The organism is Tenacibaculum lutimaris, assembly GCF_003610735.1.
Lineage (GTDB): Bacteria > Bacteroidota > Bacteroidia > Flavobacteriales > Flavobacteriaceae > Polaribacter > Polaribacter lutimaris.
In genome coordinates, this window is record NZ_RAQM01000008.1 from 152,706 (window position 1) to 174,257 (window position 21,552).

Genomic DNA, 21,552 nt, shown 5'->3' on the forward strand with positions numbered 1-21,552 from the left:
TGCTCTTTTTTATGCGTTATAAAATGCTAAACTCTTTTTAATTAATTCTTCGGAAGCTTTGCAGTTTATTTTGAAGTCTTCGTAATCTTTTAGAAGTACAAAATTAATTTCACCAGCTACATTCTTTTTGTCGTGTTTCATTAACTCAAGAATAGCTTTAAAATCGTTTTTTTCAATAGCTATTTTACCATAAATCTTAATAATAGCTTCTTTTATTTCTGATACTTTTTCCTCTGGAAAACCTAAAATTTCAGATGATAAATAAGCTTCACATACCATTCCGATAGCAATGGCCTCTCCATGAGTTAGAGCTTCTTTTTTAGGATTCTCTAAAAAATACGATTCTACACCGTGTCCAATGGTATGTCCCCAATTCAATACTTTTCTTATATCTTGTTCTTTTGGATCTTCTAAAACAACTTCATTCTTTATTTCAATTGAACGGTGGATTAAATCCACAATATTTACCTGATCGTTGTCCTTAATTTCATTAAACAATCGAATGTCATGTGTCATTCCATATTTAATAATTTCAGCAGTACCAGAACGAATTTCACGAGTAGAAACTGTATGTAAGTATTCAGCATCAATCACAATCATTTCAGGGTTTGCAAAAACACCAATTTGGTTTTTTAATACTCCCAAATCAACTCCAGTTTTCCCTCCGACAGAAGCATCTACCATACTTAATAATGTAGTAGGAATATTAACAAAATCAATTCCACGCTTAAACGTTGAAGCAACAAAACCACCTAAATCGGTGATAACACCACCTCCTAAAGTAATAAGTAAGCTTTTCCTATCAGCACCTAATTCTGTCATAACATTCCAAACCCCCATGCAAGTTTCAATGTTTTTGTGAATTTCGCCAGCATCAATTTGAATGACTTCAATAGGTTTGTCCGTAGCAAATAATTGCATAAATCGAGGATAACAGTGTTCTAAGGTATTATCGTCAACTAGAATAAATATTGATGAGTAATTTTTTTTAGAAATTAAAGAGGTTAATTCGTTATAAGCTTTTTCATCAAAATGAATAGGGTATGTCGCTGCGTTAATTGTAGTCATTGTTATTAAAAATATACAGCGAAATTAAATAGAAAAAATTAAAATATATCACTCTACTCATTTATATTTGTCTTTAAATATAAGACATTAATATTACCTCGATAATGAGACTTTTTGACAACACAGAAACTGCTTTTAAATTAAAATCTGATTCAGAGCTAGAGCGTGCCTATTTTTTATTTAAAATGATTCAAAGCCAACCAATGGTACGTATTGGTACTGCGGTAACTAACTTTGCTTTGAAAGCTCATTTACCAGTTGAGGGTTTAATCCGCTCAACAGTTTTCGACCATTTTTGTGGAGGAGTTACAGAAGATGATTGTTTACCTAACATCGAAAAGATGTATGAAAAAGGAAACGTTCATAGTATTTTAGATTATTCTGTTGAAGGAAAAGAAGACGAAGCTCAGTTTGATGATGCTTTAAAAATGACCTTAAAAACAATCAATTTTGCTGAAGAAAAAGCAGCAATACCGTATGCTGTTTTTAAACCTACAGGTTTTGGTCGTTTTGCTTTATATCAAAAATTGACAGAAGGAAAAGAGTTGACTTCTGAAGAAAAAATAGAGTGGAATAGAGTAGTAGAACGTTTTCATACGGTATGTAAGGCAGCAGTAGCTAAAGATGTACCTTTATTGATAGATGCAGAGGAAAGTTGGATGCAAGGTGCTGCGGATGATTTGATTGAAGAATTGATGGAAATTTACAACAAAGAAAAAGCTATCGTTTTTAATACGTTACAAATGTACCGTCACGATCGTATGGATTATTTGAGAGACTTACATCAAAGAGCTCATCAAAAAGGATATCATATTGGTATGAAAGTAGTTCGTGGTGCATATATGGAGAAAGAGCGTGAGAGAGCTAATGAGAAAGGATACGAATCTCCAATTTGTGTAGATAAGCAAGCTACAGATGATAATTATAACGAAGCTGTTCGTTATATGATGGATCATAAAAATATGGCAATTTTTGCTGGGACTCATAACGAAGAAAGTTCATACTTGTTAATGGAATTAGCTAAAGAACACAACATTGCTGCCGATGATAAGCGTATGTGGTTCGGTCAATTATATGGAATGAGTGATCATATTAGTTTTAACTTGGCAAAAGAAGGTTATAACGTAGCTAAATATGTTCCTTTTGGACCTGTTCGTGATGTGATGCCATATTTAATTCGTAGAGCAGAAGAAAATACTTCAGTGGCAGGACAAACTTCAAGAGAGTTAAATTTACTGAAAACTGAAAAAGCCCGTCGTAAGCTGTAATGAATACAGTTGATGAAATAAAAGAGGCTATCTATAAAAATAAGAAAAGATTAGCTAAAGAGCTTAGAGAAAGCAAAGAGCTAGTCTTTCTTATTAGAAAATCATTGACTACATCGTTAACCGATGAAGAAAAGGCAAAAGTAAAGCAACAAACACTTGATATTTGCAAAGCAATACCTGCTTTTACTGTGTTTATGCTTCCTGGTGGAGCCTTACTTTTGCCTTTACTTATCAAATTAATACCCGATATACTTCCTAGTGCTTTTAGAGCAGATGATGAAGAATTAGAAGATACAAAACCAGAGTAGTATAACTCTAAACAACTAAAAGTAGAGTGTTTAATTCTTTTTAACTCTAGAAATAAAGCAATTAATTTAAACTACCAAAACCCTTTAAAAGAAAGGAGAAAGTATATAAAATTGTTATAAAAAAGTACTTTCTATAAAGCTTTAAATTGAATATTACGAATTCAGTAATAAAAATTAGTGAATCGTAAACAATAAAATACTACTTTTGCAGCTTCAAAATAAGCACGAATGCAATCAATAAGAAACATTGCTATTATAGCACACGTTGACCACGGAAAGACAACCTTGGTTGATAAAATTATAGATCAAGCTAAAATTTTAGACGAGCGTAAAGAGCGTACAGATTTATTGCTAGATAATAACGACCTAGAGCGTGAAAGAGGAATTACTATTCTTTCTAAAAACGTATCAGTAAATTACAAAGATGTTAAAATCAACGTAATCGATACTCCAGGTCACGCCGACTTTGGTGGAGAAGTAGAACGTGTATTAAAAATGGCTGACGGTGTTTTATTATTGGTTGATGCTTTTGAAGGGCCAATGCCTCAAACACGTTTCGTATTAGGAAAAGCAATCGAATTAGGATTAACTCCTATCGTTGTAGTAAACAAAGTTGATAAAGAAAACTGTACTCCAGATTTAGTACACGAAAAAGTATTCGACTTAATGTTTGCTTTAGAAGCTACGGAAGATCAGTTAGACTTTACTACCATTTACGGTTCTGCTAAGAATGGATGGATGAGTACAGATTGGCAAGATCCTAAAGAAGATTTAGTTGATTTATTAGATGCTGTAATCGAAACAATTCCTGAAGCTCCATATCGTGAAGGTTCTCCTCAAATGCAAATCACGTCGTTAGATTATTCTTCATTCAAAGGAAGAATTGCTATTGGTCGTGTTTTCCGTGGAGATTTAGAAAAGAATAAAGATTACATGCTTTGTAAAGCAGATGGGACTACTAAAAAAGTCCGTATTAAAGAATTACACGTTTTTGAAGGAATGGGTAAAGCTGAAGCAGATAAAGTTCGTAGTGGAGATATTTGTGCAGTAACAGGTTTAGATGATTTTGAAATTGGTGATACCATTGCAGATGTAGATAACCCAGAAGCATTACCAAGAATTGAAGTAGATCAACCTACTATGAGTATGTTATTTACTATTAACAACTCTCCATTCTTTGGTAAAGAAGGTAAGTTTGTAACTTCTCGTCACTTACGTGATCGCTTATTTAAGGAAATGGAGAAAAACTTAGCTTTACGTGTTGATGAAACTGATACAGAAGATAAATTCAACGTTTTTGGACGTGGTGTATTACACTTATCAGTATTAATTGAAACTATGCGTCGTGAAGGATATGAATTACAAGTAGGTCGTCCACAAGTAATTTTAAAAGATATTGACGGAGTTAAGAGTGAACCATACGAAACATTATCTATTGATGTTCCTGAAGATGTTGCTTCTAAAGCGATTAACTTAGTTTCTTTACGTAAAGGAGACTTATTAGTAATGGAGCCAAAAGGTGATTTACAACACTTAGAGTTTACAATTCCATCAAGAGGATTAATTGGTTTACGTAATAAAATATTGACAGCAACAGCTGGTCAAGCAATTATAAACCATAGATTTAGTGAATACGGACCATATAAAGGAGAATTTGCTGAAGAGTTAAAAGGTGCTATTGTTTCTTCTGAAACAGGAAAAGCAACCGCTTATGCAATTGACCGTTTACAAGATAGAGGACGTTTTTTTATTGATCCTAATCAAGAAATTTACAAAGGTCAGGTTGTTGGAGAAAACGCCAAAGCAGATGATATGGCTGTAAACCTAATTAAAGGAAAAAAATTAACTAACGTACGTTCTTCAGGTAACGATGATAGTGTTAAAATTGCTCCAAAAATCGATTTTTCTTTAGAAGAATGTATGGAGTATATTAGAGCTGATGAGTACTTAGAAGTTACTCCTGAAAGCTTACGTATGCGTAAAATTGATTTTAGATAATATTCTAAATATAGATATTGAAAACCACCTAATTTAGGTGGTTTTTATTTTTTATTAAAATTTATTTGCATAATTAAAAATAAAAAGTAAATATTTGTAAAACAAACACAAAGACATGAATTTTATTCAATTACATCATCATCATTTTCATACTTGCACTCAGGCGAGCTGAAAATGTATTGAATAAAATCAAGATATATTTTAAACCCGTTTGAGTAAATCAAACGGGTTTTTTATTTCCAAGGCGCCAGGAAACAAGCTTCTCAAAACGATTTACTCAAACCTATTCAAAACCAGAAATGAGTAAATTAAAAATAGCCATACAAAAATCAGGAAGACTTAATCAAGACTCCCTACAAATTTTAAAAGATTGTGGAGTTTCTATTGATAACGGTAAAGATCAATTAAAAGCTTCAGCAAGTAACTTCTCGTTAGAAATATTTTATTTAAGAAATGGAGATATTCCACAGTATTTAAAAGATGGAGTAGTTGACATAGCTATTATCGGAGAAAACTTGTTAATAGAAAAAGGAGAAGGAATTCAATTCATAGAAAAACTAGGTTTTTCAAAATGTAAAGTGTCCTTAGCAATTCCTAAAAATGAGGAATATACAGGAATAAACTACTTTCAGAATAAAAAAATAGCAACTTCATATCCAAACACAGTTTTAAAATTTCTAGAAGAGAAGAACATAAAATCACAATTACATATCATTAACGGTTCTGTAGAAATAGCTCCAAATATTGGTTTAGCAGACGGAATATGTGATATTGTATCTAGTGGTTCAACTTTATTTAAAAACAACTTAAAAGAAGTAGAAGTTCTATTAAAATCGGAAGCTGTATTGGCAGTTTCACCTAAGATTCAAGAAAAACAACAAGCAATACTTAACAAATTACAATTTAGGCTTCAATCAGTATTAAAAGCAAGACAATCAAGATATGTGTTACTAAATGCTCCGAATGAAAAACTAGACAAAATCATTGATATTTTACCAGGAATGCGTAGCCCAACAGTACTTCCTTTAGCAGAAGAAGGTTGGAGTTCGGTACATTCAGTACTTAATAAAAATGAATTTTGGGAGATTATAGACGAACTAAAAGCCAATGGAGCAGAAGGTATTTTGGTTTGTCCAATAGAAAAAATGGTTGTTTAACAAGATAAAATTAAAAGATGAAAATTATAAAAAATCCAGCAATACAAACTTGGAGTTCATTGTGTAAAAGAGCTGTTATTAATGAGAATAGTTTACAAGAAACCGTACGAACTATTTTAAACGATGTGAAAACTAATAAAGATAAAGCATTAGTAAAATATGCTCAGTTGTTAGACAATGTTTCTCTTGAATCTTTTAAAGTTACAGAGGAAGAAATAGAAAAAGCAAAAAGTTTAGTTTCTGAGGAGTTAAAAAAAGCTATTCAATTAGCAAAAAAGAATATTGAAACGTTTCACAACTCACAAAAAGAAGACCCTAAAAAAGTAACAACGGTAACAGGTGTTACTTGCTGGAGAAAAAGCGTAGCGATTGAAAAGGTTGGATTGTATATTCCTGGAGGATCAGCTCCATTGTTTTCTACCATTTTAATGTTGGGTATTCCAGCAAAATCAGCCGGTTGTAAAGAAATTATTTTATGTACACCACCTAACAAAGAAGGAGCCGTTAATCCTGCAATTTTATACACGGCCTCGCTAGTAGGAATCACGCAAATTTTTAAAGTAGGAGGCGCACAGGCTATAGGGGCTATGGCATACGGAACAGAAACAATTCCTCAAGTATATAAAATTTTAGGACCAGGAAATCAATTTGTAACTAAGGCAAAAGAGTTGGTACAACAGCAAGGAGCAGCTATTGATATGCCAGCGGGTCCTAGTGAAGTACTTGTAATTGCAGATGAAACTAGCAATCCTGTATTTGTAGCAGCTGATTTGTTGTCGCAAGCAGAACACGGAGCAGACAGTCAATCAGTATTGGTAACTACTAACGAAGAAGTTGCTAAAAATGTGGAAGTAGAGTTAAAGAAACAGTTAGAAGATTTACCTAGGAAAGAACTTGCAAAAAAAGCAATAGAAAATAGTTTTACAGTGGTTTTTAACTCTAAAGAAGAATGTATAAACTTTAGTAACGAGTATGCACCAGAACACTTAATTATAGCATCAGAAAAAGCTTCTGAATATATTGATGGAGTTATGAATGCAGGTTCAGTATTTTTAGGAAATTACAGTTGTGAAAGTGCTGGAGATTATGCTAGTGGAACCAATCATACATTGCCTACAAACGGTTATGCAAAAAACTACAGTGGTGTTTCATTGGATAGTTTTGTGAAGAAAATAACCTTTCAAGAAGTAACTAAAGAAGGTATAGACAACCTAGGTGAAGCTATAGAATTGATGGCAGAAGCTGAAGGTTTACAAGCACACAAAAACGCAATAACAGTTAGATTAAAAGAGCTTAATAATGTTTAATTTAGAAAAAATAGTACGACCTAATATTCAACAGCTAAAAGCCTATTCTTCTGCTAGAGATGAATTCAAAGGAATTGCTGAAGTTTATTTAGACGCCAATGAGAATCCATTTGGTACCTTGAATCGCTATCCAGATCCACAACAAATGGCAATTAAAAAACGATTGTCTGAAATTAAAGGTGTAAATGAGAATCAAATCTTTATAGGAAATGGAAGTGATGAAGTAATTGATTTAGCATTTAGAATATTTTGTAATCCAAGTAAAGATAAAGCGCTAACTTTTATCCCCTCTTATGGAATGTATAATGTTTCCGCAGCTATTAATAATGTAGAACTGATTGAATTAGCTTTAAATCAAGATTTTCAGATTAATACAGATGTTTTAGAACGTTATTTAGAAGATGAAAATTTAAAATTAATATTCATTTGCTCACCAAATAACCCAACAGGAAATTGTTTTAAAAATGAAACAATTGAGTTTATTCTTAGTAAATTCAAGGGAATTGTAATTATTGATGAAGCCTATATTGATTTTAGCACTAAAGAATCTTTTATAAATCAATTAAAAAATTATCCAAATCTAATTATCAGCCAAACCTTTAGTAAAGCATGGGGGTTAGCAGGTGTTAGAGTAGGAGTGGCATATGCTAATCAAGAAATTATTGATCTATACAACAAGGTAAAACCACCTTATAATATTAGTGCTTTAAATCAAGAAGCTGTACTTAATAAGCTAGATAATTTAGCTCAGTTTGAAATTGAGAAAAATATAATTCTGAATGAAAAGGAAAAATTAGAAAAGCGGTTAGAGGAACTTGAACTGGTTAAAAAAGTATATCCTTCAGATGCTAATTTTATATTAATAGAAGTTACCAGTGCTAATGAACTGTATGCTCAGCTAGTAGCTCGAAAAATTATAACGAGAAACAGGAGTAACTTGGTGCGTAATTGTATACGAATTACGGTAGGAAGCGAAAAAGAAAACAAAAGGTTAATAGAAACGCTTCAACAATTAAGTATTACATCAAGTGAAGTTGAAAACTCACTTTAAATTTTTAAAAAGACGATGAAAAAAATATTATTTATAGATAGAGATGGTACGTTAATCAAAGAACCAGCAGATGAACAAACAGATTCATTTGAGAAATTACAATTCTATCCGAAAGTTTTTCAAGGATTGAGTAAAATAGCCAAAGAACTTGACTTTGAATTAGTGTTAGTCACTAATCAAGATGGATTAGGAACGGAAGCATATCCAGAAAACACGTTTTGGCCAGTACACAACTTTGTGATGAATACCTTAAAAGAAGAAGGTATTGAGTTCGCAGAAGAAATCATTGACAGAACATTTGCTAAAGACAATCAACCTACAAGAAAGCCAAACACAGGCTTATTAACAAAATACTTCTCTAAAGAGTATGATATGAAAAATTCTTTTGTAATAGGTGACCGTTTAACCGATGTAGAACTCGCTAAAAATTTGGGTGCTCAAGGAATTTACATTAATGATGAAACGAATTTAGGAACTGATGAAATTACTGTAAAAAGAGAGGAACTAGACGATTTTATAGCTTTAGAGAGTAACGATTGGAACACGATTTATGAGTTTTTAAAGTTGGAAGAACGTTCTGCCTCTATTGAAAGAAACACCAATGAAACTCAAATAAAAATAGAAGTAAATTTAGATGGAACAGGAAAAAGTACGATTGATACGGGTATTGCTTTTTTCGATCATATGTTAGATCAAATAGCGCGCCATGGTCAAATGGATCTGAATATACAAGTAAAAGGGGATTTAGAAGTAGATGAGCATCATACTATTGAAGATACAGCGATAGCATTAGGAGAAGTGTTTTATAAAGCACTTGGGAATAAACTAGGGATTGAACGTTATGGATTCTGTTTACCAATGGATGATTGCTTAGCTCAAGTAGCTATTGACTTTGGTGGAAGAAACTGGTTGGTTTGGGAAGCTGATTTTAAACGAGAAATGATAGGTAAAATGCCTACGGAAATGTTTTATCACTTCTTTAAGTCGTTTACAGATGGTGCTAAATGTAACTTAAATATCAAAGCAGAAGGTACTAACGAACATCACAAAATAGAAGCTATTTTCAAAGCTTTTGCAAAAGCGATAAAAGTAGCTGTAAAAAGAGATGTAGAGAAGATGATTTTACCATCAACAAAAGGAGTTCTGTAATCAATTACGAATTAAAAACTATGAATTACTCAATAGTACGAGAAAATAATTTGTAATTAAAAATTCATCATTCATAATTAAAATATGATAGCTATTATAAAATATAATGCAGGAAATATACGATCGGTACAAAATGCTCTAACTCGCTTGGGGTACGAAAGCATTATCACAGATAATCCAGAAGAAATACAATTGGCAGATAAAGTCATATTTCCAGGGGTTGGAGAAGCTAGTTCAGCAATGAAATACTTAAAAGAAAGAAATCTTGATGAATTAATTGTTTCCTTAAAACAACCTGTACTAGGAATTTGTCTGGGACTACAACTAATGTGTACATATTCAGAAGAAGGAGATACCAAATGTTTGGGCATTTTTGATGCGCGTACAAAACAGTTCCCACCAAAAGAGAAAGTACCACATATGGGGTGGAATAATTTTTCTGAATTAAAATCATCTAAACTGTTTACAAACATAGCTCTAGAAGATGATGTATACTACGTTCATGGGTATTATGCAGAAGTATCTAAAAATACACTGGCAACCTGCGATTATATTCTTCCGTTCAGTACCGTTATGCAGCAAGATAATTTTTATGCAATGCAGTTTCACCCTGAAAAATCAGCCGATGTCGGGGAGCAATTATTGAATAATTTTTTAGAGTTATAAAAAGAGATTAAAAATGAGAATTATACCTGCAATAGATATTATAGAAGGAAAATGTGTCCGCTTAACTAAAGGCGATTATGACACAAAAAAAATATACAATGAAAATCCGTTAGAAGTAGCTAAAGAATTTGAGGCAAACGGAATAGAATATTTACATATTGTTGATTTAGACGGCGCAAAATCTAGTCGAATTATAAACCACAAAGTATTAGAACAAATAGCAACGAAAACCAATTTAAAAATTGATTTTGGAGGAGGTTTAAAGTCAGATAAAGATGCTCGAATCGCATTTGAAAGTGGAGCAAATCAAATAACAGGAGGAAGTATAGCGGTAAAGGATCCAGATGTTTTTATTGGATGGTTAACTAAATATGGTATGGATAAAATAATCTTGGGAGCAGATTGTAAAGACAGAAAAATTGCGACCAATGGTTGGTTACAAACCTCAGAAGTTGATGTTATTGAGTTTATAAGTGAATATCAAGAAATAGGTATTGCAAATACTATTTGTACAGATGTTGCTAAAGATGGAATGTTACAAGGTGCTTCTTTAGATTTATATTTAGAAATTTTGAGTAAAACCTCAGTAAACTTAATAGCGAGTGGAGGAGTAGCCAATATCAATGATTTACATCGATTAAAAGAAATTGGTTGTGAAGGAGCCATTGTAGGTAAAGCTATTTATGAAGGAAACATAAGTTTAAAAGAATTACAAGAATTTATAAGCTAAGAGATGTTAAAGAAAAGAATTATCCCATGTTTGGATATAAAAAACGGACGAACTGTAAAGGGAGTCAATTTTATAGATATTAAAGATGCTGGAGATCCAGTAGAATTAGCAAAACAATATGTAAAACAAGGAGCGGATGAATTAGTGTTTTTAGATATTACAGCTACACTAGAAAATAGAAAAACTTTGGTTGAATTGGTAAAAACAATTGCACAAGAAATTAATATTCCATTTACTGTTGGTGGAGGAATCAGTACTGTAGAAGATGCAGTCGCTTTAATTCAAGCAGGAGCCGATAAAGTAAGTATCAATTCTTCTGCAGTAAAAAATCCGCAATTAATAAGTGATTTAAAAAATCGATTTGGAAGTCAGTTTGTTGTGGTTGCCATTGATACTAAAAATGTAAATGGTAATTGGAAAGTGTTCACTGAAGGAGGCACTTTTGAAACCGAATTAGAGACTGTGAATTGGGCAAAAGAGGTAGAAAAATTAGGTACTGGTGAAATATTATTAACTTCTATGAATAGTGATGGTACCAAAAACGGATTTGACATTGAAGTTACCAAAGCAGTGAGTAAAACGGTAAATATTCCTGTAATAGCTTCAGGAGGAGCAGGAAAGGTAGAGCATTTTATAGAAGTTTTCACAAAAACAGAAGCCAGTGCAGGATTGGCTGCTAGTATCTTTCACTTTGGTGAAATACCTGTACCCGTACTAAAAAACGAATTAAAAAAACAAAACATAGCTATACGATGAATATAGATTTTTCAAAAGGAAATGGATTGGTTCCAGTAGTAATACAAAATAATACCACATTGCAAGTACTAATGTTAGGGTACATGAATGAAGAAGCTTTTACTAAAACGAAAAAAGAGGGAAAAGTTACTTTTTATAGCCGAAGTAAAAATAGACTTTGGACAAAAGGTGAGGAATCAGGAAATTTTTTATGGGTTAATGACATTCAAATAGATTGTGATAATGATACATTATTGATTAAGGCAACTCCTGAAGGACCAACTTGTCATAAAGGAACCACTTCTTGTTTTGCAGAAGAGACGCCCAAAGGTTTTTTGTATTCATTAGAAAGTATTATTTCTGACAGAATAGATAATGATGTTGAAACGTCTTATACTAATAAACTCTACAAAAGAGGAATTAACAAAGTGGCTCAAAAAGTAGGAGAGGAGGCTGTAGAAGTAGTTATAGAAGCGAAAGACAACAATGATGAATTATTTAAAAACGAGGCTGCCGATTTACTGTACCACTATTTAATTTTATTAAAAGCCAAAGGTTTTAGCTTAGTAGATATAGAAAATGTATTGAAAAGTCGCAATTAAAGTTGTAAATGATATTGGGCTTTTTTATAAAGGACTCATCAGATGAAAAAAATTACTGTTGCATTTGCTTAAAAAAGAATTTAATGACTTCAAAATTTACATCTGATGTTGTCCAATGTCCAATATTTTCATAAGCTTTAAACATTGGGTTTATATTATTTTTATGATAGATTCTTTGGCATTCAAGATATCTTTCATAAACATTCCTTCCTATATTGTCGTTAATTATTTGTCGTTCAGCGTTACTGTATGCATCATCAAATTGTACTGCATCATTTTCATCTAACTTACCCATATAAATAAATTGAGGGATGACTTTATAAGCTTCCAAATCAAATTCATGATTAAATAGTTCTTCTAAATCATTTATTCCGATTGGGTAATCTAATTCTATTTCGTTGATTTCTTTTTGAGGTAATAAAAGCTTACCATTAAATCCGCCTATAGCTAATGCTTTTATTTTATCAGGATGTATAAATGAAAATCTATTTGTAAATGTTGCAGATGCAGAAAAACCATTCATAAAAAATTTAGGAGCCACCTTAATTCTTAAAGTATTCAATCTAGATTTAGCATCATTTATCATTTCTAATAGTTGCAAATCTAAACGTTTAAGTTCTGGTGTTTCTTCTAGCATTACATCTCTATCTAAAGCATGTGTATAGGTCAATTCCTTTGATGTAGGCCTAGGAAATATAGGAACAAGTAAGGGTATTTTTAACATTGTAGAAATGTTGTTTCCTACAGAACTTACCGATGCTAAACTTATGGCGTATTTTTTATGAACTTCTATGCTATCAGATGTTCTTCCTGTATTGTTAGGCTCTACAAGAAGGAATATCTCTTTATTTTGTGGAGTTTCTTTAGGAATAAAGAGAATATAATCACTATAAAAACCCTTTTTAGGATTTTTTTCTACGATAATTAAACTATCCTTTTCAGTAGTTTGGGCTGTAGAAATTAAGTGTAAAACAGTAAAAAATAAGGTAAATATTGAGCGCATAAATATATTTTACAAATTATAATTAGCTAAGAATTACAAACTCTTCCTATTTTTCCATTGATATTTTTCTTTATGAGCATCATTCCATTTGGCTACTTTTAAAAGCATAGTATCGATTTTAGTTTTATCAAGCCATTTTCCATCAACAAATACACCAGATATTGTACGTGTGTTATTAATATTTTCTAATGGATTTTTGTCTAGTAAAATTAAATCAGCAAACTTTCCTGTTTCAATAGTACCAATTTTGTCGCCGATTTCTAGCCATTCAGCTGGCAAACGAGTTGCAGAAGCTAAGGCTTCTTTAGTTGTTAATCCAGCTTCTACTAATAGTTCCAATTCATCATGAAGAGAAAAGCCCCAAACGATTCCAGAAATACCAGCATCTGTTCCTGCGAGTATAGGCACACCTTCTTCTTTAAAAGCTTTAACAATCTGTTTATGAAATTCTTTTTGTTTGTTAAAGAATTCAATTAATTTAGGAGAAGATCCAGAAAAACGATTCGAGTTTAACCATTTACTCTGCATTAATGGGTGTACATACTTTAAACTTGGTAGGTTTTGAATTTTTTCTGGTGATTTAGCTTGATTTAAAATCCAAACCATGTTAGATAAATTCGGAATTAACCAAGTATTATTTTCTTTAGCTAAGCGAGCAAATTCTTGCGCTTTTTCATAACTAAAATCATTCGTTTGTTTAGATAATTCTTCAACATGTGCTATGAGTCCGAAATGTGGTACAAATAAGTCTTCAGCAGGTTTTCCTTCAAAAATTGTAGGAATGTGTCCAACAACTTTCATGTTTTGTTTTTCAGCTTCATCAATAACAGCTTTAAAAGTTTCTTCGCTCAACCAGGTATAAACTTTTATAAACCTATAACCTAAACCTTTAGCATTTCTAACCGATTGCCTTCCTTCAACAGGAGTCGTAGCTTTTATTTCATTGCCTTTACCATCAATTACAGCAGCTATTGCCATACGAGGTCCAATAACACTTTTTTCCATTATTTTATCTCTTTGTGAAAAGTGTCCAAGCCTTCCACTTAACTCAAATACTGTAGTCACTCCGTTTGCTATGTATGGAGTCATTAAGTTCTGTGTGTTAAAGTTTACTGTAGAACCTCTAGTTGCATATCCTTGAGAAAAACTTCCATTGCTCAGCGTATGTACGTGCATATCAATTAGTCCTGGAATAAGCCATTTATCTTTTCCGTCAATAATTGTTGCTTTAGAAGGGACAGAATCATTTATAGACTCTATTTTGTTATTGTGAATTACCACTGTAGCATTTTTAATGACATTATTATCTTCTGTCATTGGTATTACATTGACGTTTTTTATAACGTATGTGTTACTGTCTTCTTTAGTTTCTGGTTTGTTGTTTTTTGTACAGTTAAGAAATAAAAATGATACTGTTAGGAGTAATAATAAATTACTAATTTTTAGATATTTCATGCAGTTTAGTTTTCTTGTAGACGTTTTAGGGTAAAAAATGTTACAAGAAGTCAGTATTAAAAAAAAATGACTGAATTTTTAAATACTAAATTCAGTCATAGATTTACTTATGTGCTTATTATGTTATTTATTTTTTAGTTCAGCTATTTTGTTTTTCATTTGCTCATTATAATTCCATTCATTGTTTTCATTGAGTAGAATTGCTTTTTTATAGTTTTTAATTGCCTTAAGACTATCATTTTTCATTTCATAAGCTTCAGCTAAACTAGCTTTTGATACCCACCAATTAGGATTAACTTCGGCGTTAAATTTAAATACATCAATAGCATTTTCAATGTTATTTTTACTATAAATATAAGAATTACCTATACTGTTAATATTCCATTTTAAGTTATCAAAGTCTGAATTTGGATTTTCTTCTTTTAACTTTTTGAATGATTGAATAGCTTCGTTAAATTGATGACGAATAACAAAATTCATAACATCTTCCTCTTTTGCTAATTTTTTTGCTTTAAGTTCAGGGATTGAAATTCTTGCTATATCATTAATAATAATATCATAAGCAGGTATTTTATAACCGTTAGACAATAAAATAATCGTTGCATTATTATCTGTGAATTTTCTAAATGCAGCTAAATTTCCACCTGAAAACCCATAAGAATCCATCCCGTTTACTTGAATACTATTCCAACCATGTAAAAAATGGTCTTTTTTATTCGTGAAACTGAAAGGTTCCCACATTTCTGTTTTCACCTTATCACTTAACAAGATGTCGTCGTCCAATTTCTTGTTCCATTCAATAAATTTTTCAAGAGTGATGTTTAGCCCGTTTCCTGAATGTCCTCTTACACCACTATTATTTGTGTCTTTTTCAAATTCTTTTGTCTTTTCATTATAAAAATATCTTGTAGCACGATTTGGAATAGTTTCTTGTGAGTTAGAAGAAAATAAAACTTCATTTGTAGAATTATCAAACTGATTTTTAAGAATATAATCATCAAAAGACATTCCTGTAATTTTCTCTATAATTTGAGCGAGTAACCAATAATTTGTTTGATTGTATTGAAACTGTTTTCCTATAGCAAAATTCATTTTGTCATTGAATAGTTTTTCCATTAATTCCTCGTCAGTTAATGTACTTTTATATCTTATAATATCAGGTAAACCAGAAGAATGACTTAGCAAATTTTTAACTTTTATCTCTTGCCATTGTTGTGGTAAATCACTTATGTATTTTGAAATTTTGTCTTCTAAACTTAGCTGTTTGTTTTGTATAAGCTGAAATATTCCTGTGGAAGTTATAAGTTTTGTCGCTGAAAAAACTCTGAATAATGTATTTTCATCAACAGGTTTATTATTCTCTAATGATGATTTGCCTAAATAATTTTTATAAACTATTTTATCATTTTTAATTACTGCTAAAGCTAATCCAGGAATATTATGTAGCTCCATAGCTTTTGTTAAATAAGAGTCAATTTCATTTTTAATGGTAGCAGTATTGTTTTCCTTCTTTTGGTTAGAGCAAGAAAAACTAAATAATAATAGTAAAAGGGAAGAAAGTGTGATTAATTTTTTCATAGTATTTCATTATTTGTTTTAATAGAAACGATAACTTTTATTTAGCGTTGCAGTTTTAATGGAAATGATAGCACTTTTTATTTGTTACTAAACAAATTTGATTGTCTATTTTTGTAATATGAAAGAAGCCTTACATCAACTGTTTACTGAGTTTCAAAACAGCATACAAAAAAATGATTTTGTAAAATTAACTTTAAGTAAACCAATTCGTAAAAGTGATGAATTATCGAATGTATACGTTCGTCAAATAATGTTGAAAGGAGACATTTGTTTTCAATTTTTATATCGATATAAAACAAATGATCAAACAAAAAACTATTCGTTTGAAGAAAGTATTGAAGAACTTACTCATTTACTTTCAGAAAAGTTTAGAGCGGCGACATTATTTACGTTAGAAAACGATTTGCTAGTCTTTATTTCTAAAAAGAAAAAAGTAAGTTATAAAACTACACAGCCTAGTTTTAAAAACAAGTTACCAGAAACTCATGATAAGCCCAAAGAAAAAAGAGCTGAAAACAGCGAATATTTATATCATTTGGGGGTAACGGATAAAGAAGGAAAAGTAATTCCTAAAATGGCAGATAAATACCGCCAAATTAATAAGTATTTAGAGATTATTGAAGCGCAAATACAATCAGTTAAATTACCTAAGCATATCAATATTGTAGATATGGGCTCAGGAAAAGGCTATTTAACTTTTGCATTGTACGATTACTTGGTCAATCAAAAAGGATATACAGCCAGTGTAACAGGTATTGAGTTACGCCAGAGTTTAGTTGATTATTGTAATGATATTGCCAAAAAGTGTGATTTTAAAGGATTGCTTTTTGTAGCACAACCAATTCAGAAATACGATAACAATAAAATAGATATTTTAATCGCTTTGCACGCTTGTGATACGGCGACCGATGATGCTATTTACAAAGGTTTGGTTTCAAAAGCAGAATTGATTGTTTGTGCTCCGTGCTGTCATAAGCAAATCCGCCAGCAAGTAAAAGGAAAAGAGCAGGAGAGCCCTTTATTAAAATATGGAATTTTTAAGGAACGTCAGTTTGAAATGGTTACCGATACCATTCGTGCTTTAATTTTAGAGAAAAACAATTATACTACCAAGGTTTTTGAGTTTATAAGCAATGAGCACACGCGTAAAAATGTAATGCTAATTGGTGCTAAGTCATCTAAAAAAGTAGATAAAAAACGTATTGAAGCTAAAATTTCAGATTTAAAAGAAACTTATCAAATTGAGCAACACTATTTAGAAGGATTACTATAATGTTTTTATAATGAGTACATCTGTAAGTAATGTATTTAAAAATCTTCAGCTAGAAAATGAAGAATTAAAAGTAGTTGAGAGTATTTTTTCGGAGGTAACGTATAAAAAAGGCGATACCATATTACAAACGAATGAAAAAGTATACTACCAATATTATGTGGTAAAAGGGTGTTTACGAACATTTTTTATGGATGCTAAAGGAAAAGAGCACACGATACAATTTGCTATTAACGACTGGTGGATTAGTGATTACATAGGTTATTTTTCCGAATCAGAATCTGTACTTTCTATTGAGTGTATTACAGATGCTACTGTGTTAAAAGTAGCCAAGAGTGATTTGGATAGTATCTATGAAAAAGTACCCAAAATAGAACATTTTTTTAGAAAAAAGTTAGAACGCTCAACAGTAAGGTTTCAAAAAAGAATTTTAAACAACTTAGTATTATCAGCTAAAGAAAGGTATCATTTATTTTTACAAACCTATCCAAATATAGAGCAGCAAATTAAAAATTACCATTTAGCATCTTACCTAGGAATAACAACAGAAAGTTTAAGTAGAATACGAAAAGAAACTTTATAAAGGTCTTTATTACCATACATCAATTTTTCTTCACCTTTCATATACTAATTTTGAGGTAACTTAAAAATAGAAATAATATGAAAAAAGTAGTATTTGTACTTACTAGTCATGAAGAATTAGGGAATACAGGAGAAAAAACAGGATTTTGGATTGAAGAATTTGCAGCACCTTATTATTTATTAAAAGATAAAGGAGTAGAAGTAACTTTAGCATCTCCAAAAGGAGGACAACCACCAATTGATCCAAAAAGTAACGAACCAGATTTTCAAACACCAGCTACACATCGTTTTAATAAAGATGAAGAACTTCAAGCTGTAATGGCAAACACAATGAAATTGAGTGAAGTTAAAGAAGGTGATTATGATGCAATTTTTTACCCTGGAGGACATGGACCTTTATGGGATTTAGCTGAAAATAAAGATTCTGTAGCTTTAATAGAAACTTTTTATACAAACAATAAACCAGTAGGAGCAGTTTGTCATGCACCTATTGTATTAAAAGACGCTAAAGTAAATGGAGATCCTTTAGTTAAAGATAAAAAAGTAACAGGTTTTTCTAATACAGAAGAAGATGCGGTGCAATTAACTTCAATTGTACCGTTTTTAGTAGAAGATGAACTGAAAAATAATGGTGGTATTTATAGCAAAGCAGGAGATTGGCAAGAATATGTGATTGAAGACGGAAACTTAATCACCGGACAAAATCCAGCATCATCTGAATTAGTAGCAGAAAAATTATTTGCAAAATTATAACTATTAAATAGTGAGTGTTTAATAAAAAATCGTTTGAAAATATTTTCAAACGATTTTTTCTTTTTCAAGAACAAGCAAAAAGGTTTTATCGTACTTTTAGCACATTAGAATATAGATAAAATGAAAGAATCTAAACCGCTTGTTATAGCTGCTTTTATAGCTATTTATGTTATTTGGGGATCAACCTATTTGCTAAATAAAATTGTTGTTACTGAGGTTTCTCCACTGTTATTAGCAGCCATTCGTTTTTCTATATCGGGAGCGCTAATCATGCTAATAGCTAAACTTTTAAAAAGAGAAATAAAAGTGACTAAAAAGCAACTTTTAAATTCTGCGATAGCTGGTTTTCTTTTTTTAGTGTATGGAAACGGGATGTTTGTGTGGGCATTAAAATTTGTAGATAGTGGTTTTGGTGCTTTATTAGCGGCTACACAGCCTTTATTTGTATTGTTACTACTACGTTTAATTGATGGAAAAAAAATGCAAAGACAATCTATTATTGGAGTTGTTTTAGGGATTATAGGAATGTATTTGTTAGTAAGTCAAAATGAAATTACGACATCAAAAGATATGCTAATAGGAATCTTTATGATTTTTTCATGTGTATTAAGTTGGAGTTACGGTAGTGTTTTTGTAGCCAAAGCTAAGCTTCCTAAAAACTTCTTTGTAAGTACAGGTTATCAAATGCTTTTTGCAGGACTTTTTCTCTTTATAGGTTCTGTTTTATTAAAAGAAACTTGGTCTTCTCCTTTAGATTGGTCTTTTAAAGCGCAAGGAGCTATGTTTTTGTTAATTGTTTTCGGAAGTATTGTTGCATTTACATCTTTTAATTATTTATTAAAAATTGTTCCAACAGAAAAAGTATCAACATCAGCGTATGTAAATCCAGTTGTAGCCTTATTTTTAGGCTGGTATTTTTTGGATGAAACCTTAACAACACAATCAGTAATAGCTTCTATTGTATTATTATCAGGTGTTTATTTTATAACATCAAGAAAACGAATATCAAAACTTAAAGTAACTTCTAAACCACAAAAAGTTTGATTTAGTTTTAATAATAGGCATTAATTAATCAAGTATTTAAAATTATATTCCTTCACCTGATAAGTTAATTACCAATTCTCCTAGCTCGTGCTTTATTACAATAATTACATTTCTAGTACCTATATGTGTAGGAGTAAAAACAACATCAAAGTAAGTAGCTGTTGTTATATTTGTACCTATTGATAGACCTTTAACCTGGAAGTCTTCACGGTGTTGACCTTCAACTTTTATTCCAGTAACTCTTGTATCTAAGTCACATTCATTTATTATGTTAACTTCTATATACTTACTAGAATAAACTTCAGCTTCTAATTTATAATAATCATTTTCAAAAGCTATGTCGACATCAACACAAGAAAGTATGTTTTCTTCGACTTCAAAACAAGATGTGAATGTGATTAAAGTAAATAGAAGTAAAAAAGAGAGTTTGAAATATTTCATAGATTTTTAGTAAGCAAATTTAATAAGTAATTTGAAATACACTAATTATCCCACCAAACCACAAAAAATTTAAGAAGTTCTCCATTTGGTTTTTTCAACCAACAAAGAGGGGCGTTTTCTTCATTTAAAAACTGTTGAATTTTATCTTGATATGATTCAAAAGTTAACCAGTTAATATTTGAATGTGGGTTTACTAACCAGTTATGTTTAGTTGGAATATAGAATTTACAATCGGAAAATTGTAGTAACTCCTTCGGATAGATATAAAACCCGTAAATACACTCATTATTTAGTTGTTTAAAGTTTTTTCCGAAGTCTTTTAAAGGAACAAATAATTGTGCTTTAAAATATACTTGTTGTATTATTTTATCTACATTCAACTTTAATTCATCTAAATAAGTTTTAGTATGATTGGAGTAGAGTAGTGGTAATTGTTTTTCTTTTAATTTACTAAGTTTTTGAACGAAAGAATCTCGTCTATTTGGTCCAATCCAATGTTCAACTTCAGAATTACCAACAGAAGCATCATATAAGTAGAACTTATATATAATTTCTAAATGAATTGGTTTCTTGTTTTTCAACAATAAACAATCTAATTCACCTACAGTAATTTTTTCTTTTTGAATTTGAATGTTCTCAGCAAGAATTGATACAGAAGTGTCTTGATTTAATTCAAATGAAACAAAACGTTCTACCAATTTTCCTAAACGTAATTTTTGTGTAATCTCTTGGTTAAACGAAGTTGTTCGAGTTATTGAAATAGGAAATTGTTCTAAATTAAAAACACCTTTTCCATGCCATAGAAAAGGTGTTTTTAAAAATCCTTCGTATTGTAATTGTAAGTCTTTTTGTTTTTGGTACATAAAGAATTACTCTTTAATTCCTAGTTTGTCTAATACTAATTTTGTGATGTCGAAACGCTCATCAAGATATCCAAATTCATTTCCTGTAGTTGTCAAAATTTGAGTGTATCCATTTTCTTTGGCTACTTCAGCAATTACTTCACTTACTTTTTTATATAACGGACGTAAACTTTGTTCTCGTTGAATTTGCATCATTGCTGTTCCGTTTTGACGAAATTTAGCCATTTCTTGTTCTAGCACTTGTATTTCTTGAACTCGAGTCTTTTTATCATCATCCGTCATAATTTTTTCTTCAGCCTTAAAAGAATCAATTTTAGATTTATACTCTGTTGCTTTAATTTGAAAACTAGAATCTAATTGTTTACCATAGTTTTCTACACGTTGCAAAACACCTTTCATTTGTGGCATTTTACTAATAATTAATTCGCTATCTACAGTACCAACTTTCGTTTGTGCATTTGTAAATCCGATAAAAAATAAAGCTAGTATAAATGTGATTTTTAATTTCATAAATTTCTGTGTTT

Annotated in this window: 22 protein-coding genes; 15 read left to right on the plus strand and 7 right to left on the minus strand. The window is 30.9% G+C overall.

Translation table 11 applies throughout. The features are described 5' to 3' along the window. Window positions 1-9: 9 nt before the first annotated feature. Window positions 10-1,068 (minus strand): 3-dehydroquinate synthase, encoded by a 1,059-nt coding sequence (gene aroB, locus C8N26_RS07055; RefSeq protein WP_120186682.1) that lies wholly within the window; start codon window positions 1,066-1,068, stop codon window positions 10-12. 104 nt (window positions 1,069-1,172) lie between these two features. Here aroB and C8N26_RS07060 point away from each other — a divergent pair, with 104 nt between their 5' ends. The 11 genes from C8N26_RS07060 to hisIE all read left to right on the plus strand — a co-directional run bounded on the left by C8N26_RS07060 (window position 1,173) and on the right by hisIE (window position 12,039). Next, on the plus strand, window positions 1,173-2,336 hold the full coding sequence (locus C8N26_RS07060; RefSeq protein ID WP_038005781.1) for a proline dehydrogenase family protein: 1,164 nt from the start codon (window positions 1,173-1,175) through the stop codon (window positions 2,334-2,336). Beyond that, window positions 2,336-2,644: an LETM1 domain-containing protein gene (locus C8N26_RS07065; RefSeq protein ID WP_120186683.1), complete on the plus strand. Its 309-nt coding sequence runs from the start codon at window positions 2,336-2,338 to the stop codon at window positions 2,642-2,644. Before C8N26_RS07060 ends, C8N26_RS07065 begins: the two co-directional genes overlap by 1 nt. 228 nt (window positions 2,645-2,872) lie before the next feature. Continuing rightward, a complete protein-coding gene (typA, locus tag C8N26_RS07070; RefSeq protein WP_120186684.1) occupies window positions 2,873-4,642 on the plus strand; it encodes a translational GTPase TypA in 1,770 nt (589 codons plus the stop codon). Window positions 4,643-4,941: 299 nt separating this feature from the next. Further along, on the plus strand, window positions 4,942-5,799 hold the full coding sequence (gene hisG / locus C8N26_RS07075) for an ATP phosphoribosyltransferase (RefSeq protein WP_120186685.1): 858 nt from the start codon (window positions 4,942-4,944) through the stop codon (window positions 5,797-5,799). Window positions 5,800-5,816: 17 nt separating this feature from the next. After that, a complete protein-coding gene (hisD, locus tag C8N26_RS07080; RefSeq protein ID WP_120186686.1) occupies window positions 5,817-7,106 on the plus strand; it encodes a histidinol dehydrogenase in 1,290 nt (429 codons plus the stop codon). Next, the gene (hisC, locus tag C8N26_RS07085) at window positions 7,099-8,157 is read left to right on the plus strand and encodes a histidinol-phosphate transaminase (protein ID WP_120186687.1); all 1,059 of its coding nucleotides are present in this window, start codon (window positions 7,099-7,101) and stop codon (window positions 8,155-8,157) included. Before hisD ends, hisC begins: the two co-directional genes overlap by 8 nt. 15 nt (window positions 8,158-8,172) lie before the next feature. Next, on the plus strand, window positions 8,173-9,306 hold the full coding sequence (hisB, locus tag C8N26_RS07090; protein WP_120186688.1) for a bifunctional histidinol-phosphatase/imidazoleglycerol-phosphate dehydratase HisB: 1,134 nt from the start codon (window positions 8,173-8,175) through the stop codon (window positions 9,304-9,306). An 84-nt stretch (window positions 9,307-9,390) separates the two neighbouring features. Further along, on the plus strand, window positions 9,391-9,972 hold the full coding sequence (gene hisH / locus C8N26_RS07095; protein ID WP_120186689.1) for an imidazole glycerol phosphate synthase subunit HisH: 582 nt from the start codon (window positions 9,391-9,393) through the stop codon (window positions 9,970-9,972). 13 nt (window positions 9,973-9,985) lie between these two features. Beyond that, complete coding sequence (gene hisA, locus C8N26_RS07100) at window positions 9,986-10,702, plus strand: 1-(5-phosphoribosyl)-5-[(5-phosphoribosylamino)methylideneamino]imidazole-4-carboxamide isomerase (protein ID WP_120186690.1); 717 nt, start codon at window positions 9,986-9,988, stop codon at window positions 10,700-10,702. Between the two features lie 3 nt (window positions 10,703-10,705). After that, window positions 10,706-11,458 carry an imidazole glycerol phosphate synthase subunit HisF gene (gene hisF / locus C8N26_RS07105; protein ID WP_120186691.1) on the plus strand — a complete coding sequence of 251 codons (753 nt, stop codon included), beginning with the start codon at window positions 10,706-10,708 and terminating at the stop codon, window positions 11,456-11,458. Continuing rightward, window positions 11,455-12,039: a bifunctional phosphoribosyl-AMP cyclohydrolase/phosphoribosyl-ATP diphosphatase HisIE gene (gene hisIE / locus C8N26_RS07110; protein WP_120186692.1), complete on the plus strand. Its 585-nt coding sequence runs from the start codon at window positions 11,455-11,457 to the stop codon at window positions 12,037-12,039. Before hisF ends, hisIE begins: the two co-directional genes overlap by 4 nt. 52 nt (window positions 12,040-12,091) lie before the next feature. Here hisIE and C8N26_RS07115 read toward each other — a convergent pair whose 3' ends face one another. The 3 genes from C8N26_RS07115 to C8N26_RS07125 all read right to left on the minus strand — a co-directional run bounded on the left by C8N26_RS07115 (window position 12,092) and on the right by C8N26_RS07125 (window position 16,075). Further along, a complete protein-coding gene (locus C8N26_RS07115; protein WP_120186693.1) occupies window positions 12,092-13,042 on the minus strand; it encodes a hypothetical protein in 951 nt (316 codons plus the stop codon). A gap of 33 nt (window positions 13,043-13,075) precedes the next feature. Next, the gene (locus tag C8N26_RS07120) at window positions 13,076-14,497 is read right to left on the minus strand and encodes an amidohydrolase family protein (RefSeq protein ID WP_120186694.1); all 1,422 of its coding nucleotides are present in this window, start codon (window positions 14,495-14,497) and stop codon (window positions 13,076-13,078) included. 123 nt (window positions 14,498-14,620) lie between these two features. Then, window positions 14,621-16,075 (minus strand): serine hydrolase domain-containing protein, encoded by a 1,455-nt coding sequence (locus tag C8N26_RS07125; protein ID WP_120186695.1) that lies wholly within the window; start codon window positions 16,073-16,075, stop codon window positions 14,621-14,623. A 118-nt stretch (window positions 16,076-16,193) separates the two neighbouring features. Here C8N26_RS07125 and C8N26_RS07130 point away from each other — a divergent pair, with 118 nt between their 5' ends. From C8N26_RS07130 to C8N26_RS07145, 4 genes are all read left to right on the plus strand, one after another. Then, a complete protein-coding gene (locus C8N26_RS07130; protein ID WP_120186696.1) occupies window positions 16,194-17,348 on the plus strand; it encodes a class I SAM-dependent methyltransferase in 1,155 nt (384 codons plus the stop codon). Between the two features lie 10 nt (window positions 17,349-17,358). Beyond that, window positions 17,359-17,928, plus strand: a complete 570-nt coding sequence (locus C8N26_RS07135; RefSeq protein WP_120186697.1) for a Crp/Fnr family transcriptional regulator — start codon at window positions 17,359-17,361, stop codon at window positions 17,926-17,928. A gap of 77 nt (window positions 17,929-18,005) precedes the next feature. Further along, window positions 18,006-18,680, plus strand: a complete 675-nt coding sequence (locus C8N26_RS07140) for a type 1 glutamine amidotransferase domain-containing protein (RefSeq protein WP_120186698.1) — start codon at window positions 18,006-18,008, stop codon at window positions 18,678-18,680. A gap of 120 nt (window positions 18,681-18,800) precedes the next feature. Then, the gene (locus tag C8N26_RS07145) at window positions 18,801-19,724 is read left to right on the plus strand and encodes an EamA family transporter (RefSeq protein ID WP_120186699.1); all 924 of its coding nucleotides are present in this window, start codon (window positions 18,801-18,803) and stop codon (window positions 19,722-19,724) included. A 42-nt stretch (window positions 19,725-19,766) separates the two neighbouring features. Here the strand turns inward: C8N26_RS07145 and C8N26_RS07150 are convergent, their stop codons facing one another. From C8N26_RS07150 to C8N26_RS07160, 3 genes are read right to left on the minus strand one after another with little or no spacing between them, the layout of a single operon-like run. After that, the gene (locus C8N26_RS07150; RefSeq protein ID WP_120186700.1) at window positions 19,767-20,165 is read right to left on the minus strand and encodes a hypothetical protein; all 399 of its coding nucleotides are present in this window, start codon (window positions 20,163-20,165) and stop codon (window positions 19,767-19,769) included. Window positions 20,166-20,206: 41 nt separating this feature from the next. Then, on the minus strand, window positions 20,207-21,028 hold the full coding sequence (locus C8N26_RS07155) for a DUF1853 family protein (protein ID WP_120186701.1): 822 nt from the start codon (window positions 21,026-21,028) through the stop codon (window positions 20,207-20,209). A 6-nt stretch (window positions 21,029-21,034) separates the two neighbouring features. Next, entirely contained in the window at window positions 21,035-21,538 is a 504-nt protein-coding gene (locus C8N26_RS07160; RefSeq protein WP_028892017.1) for an OmpH family outer membrane protein, read from the minus strand. Window positions 21,539-21,552: the final 14 nt, after the last annotated feature.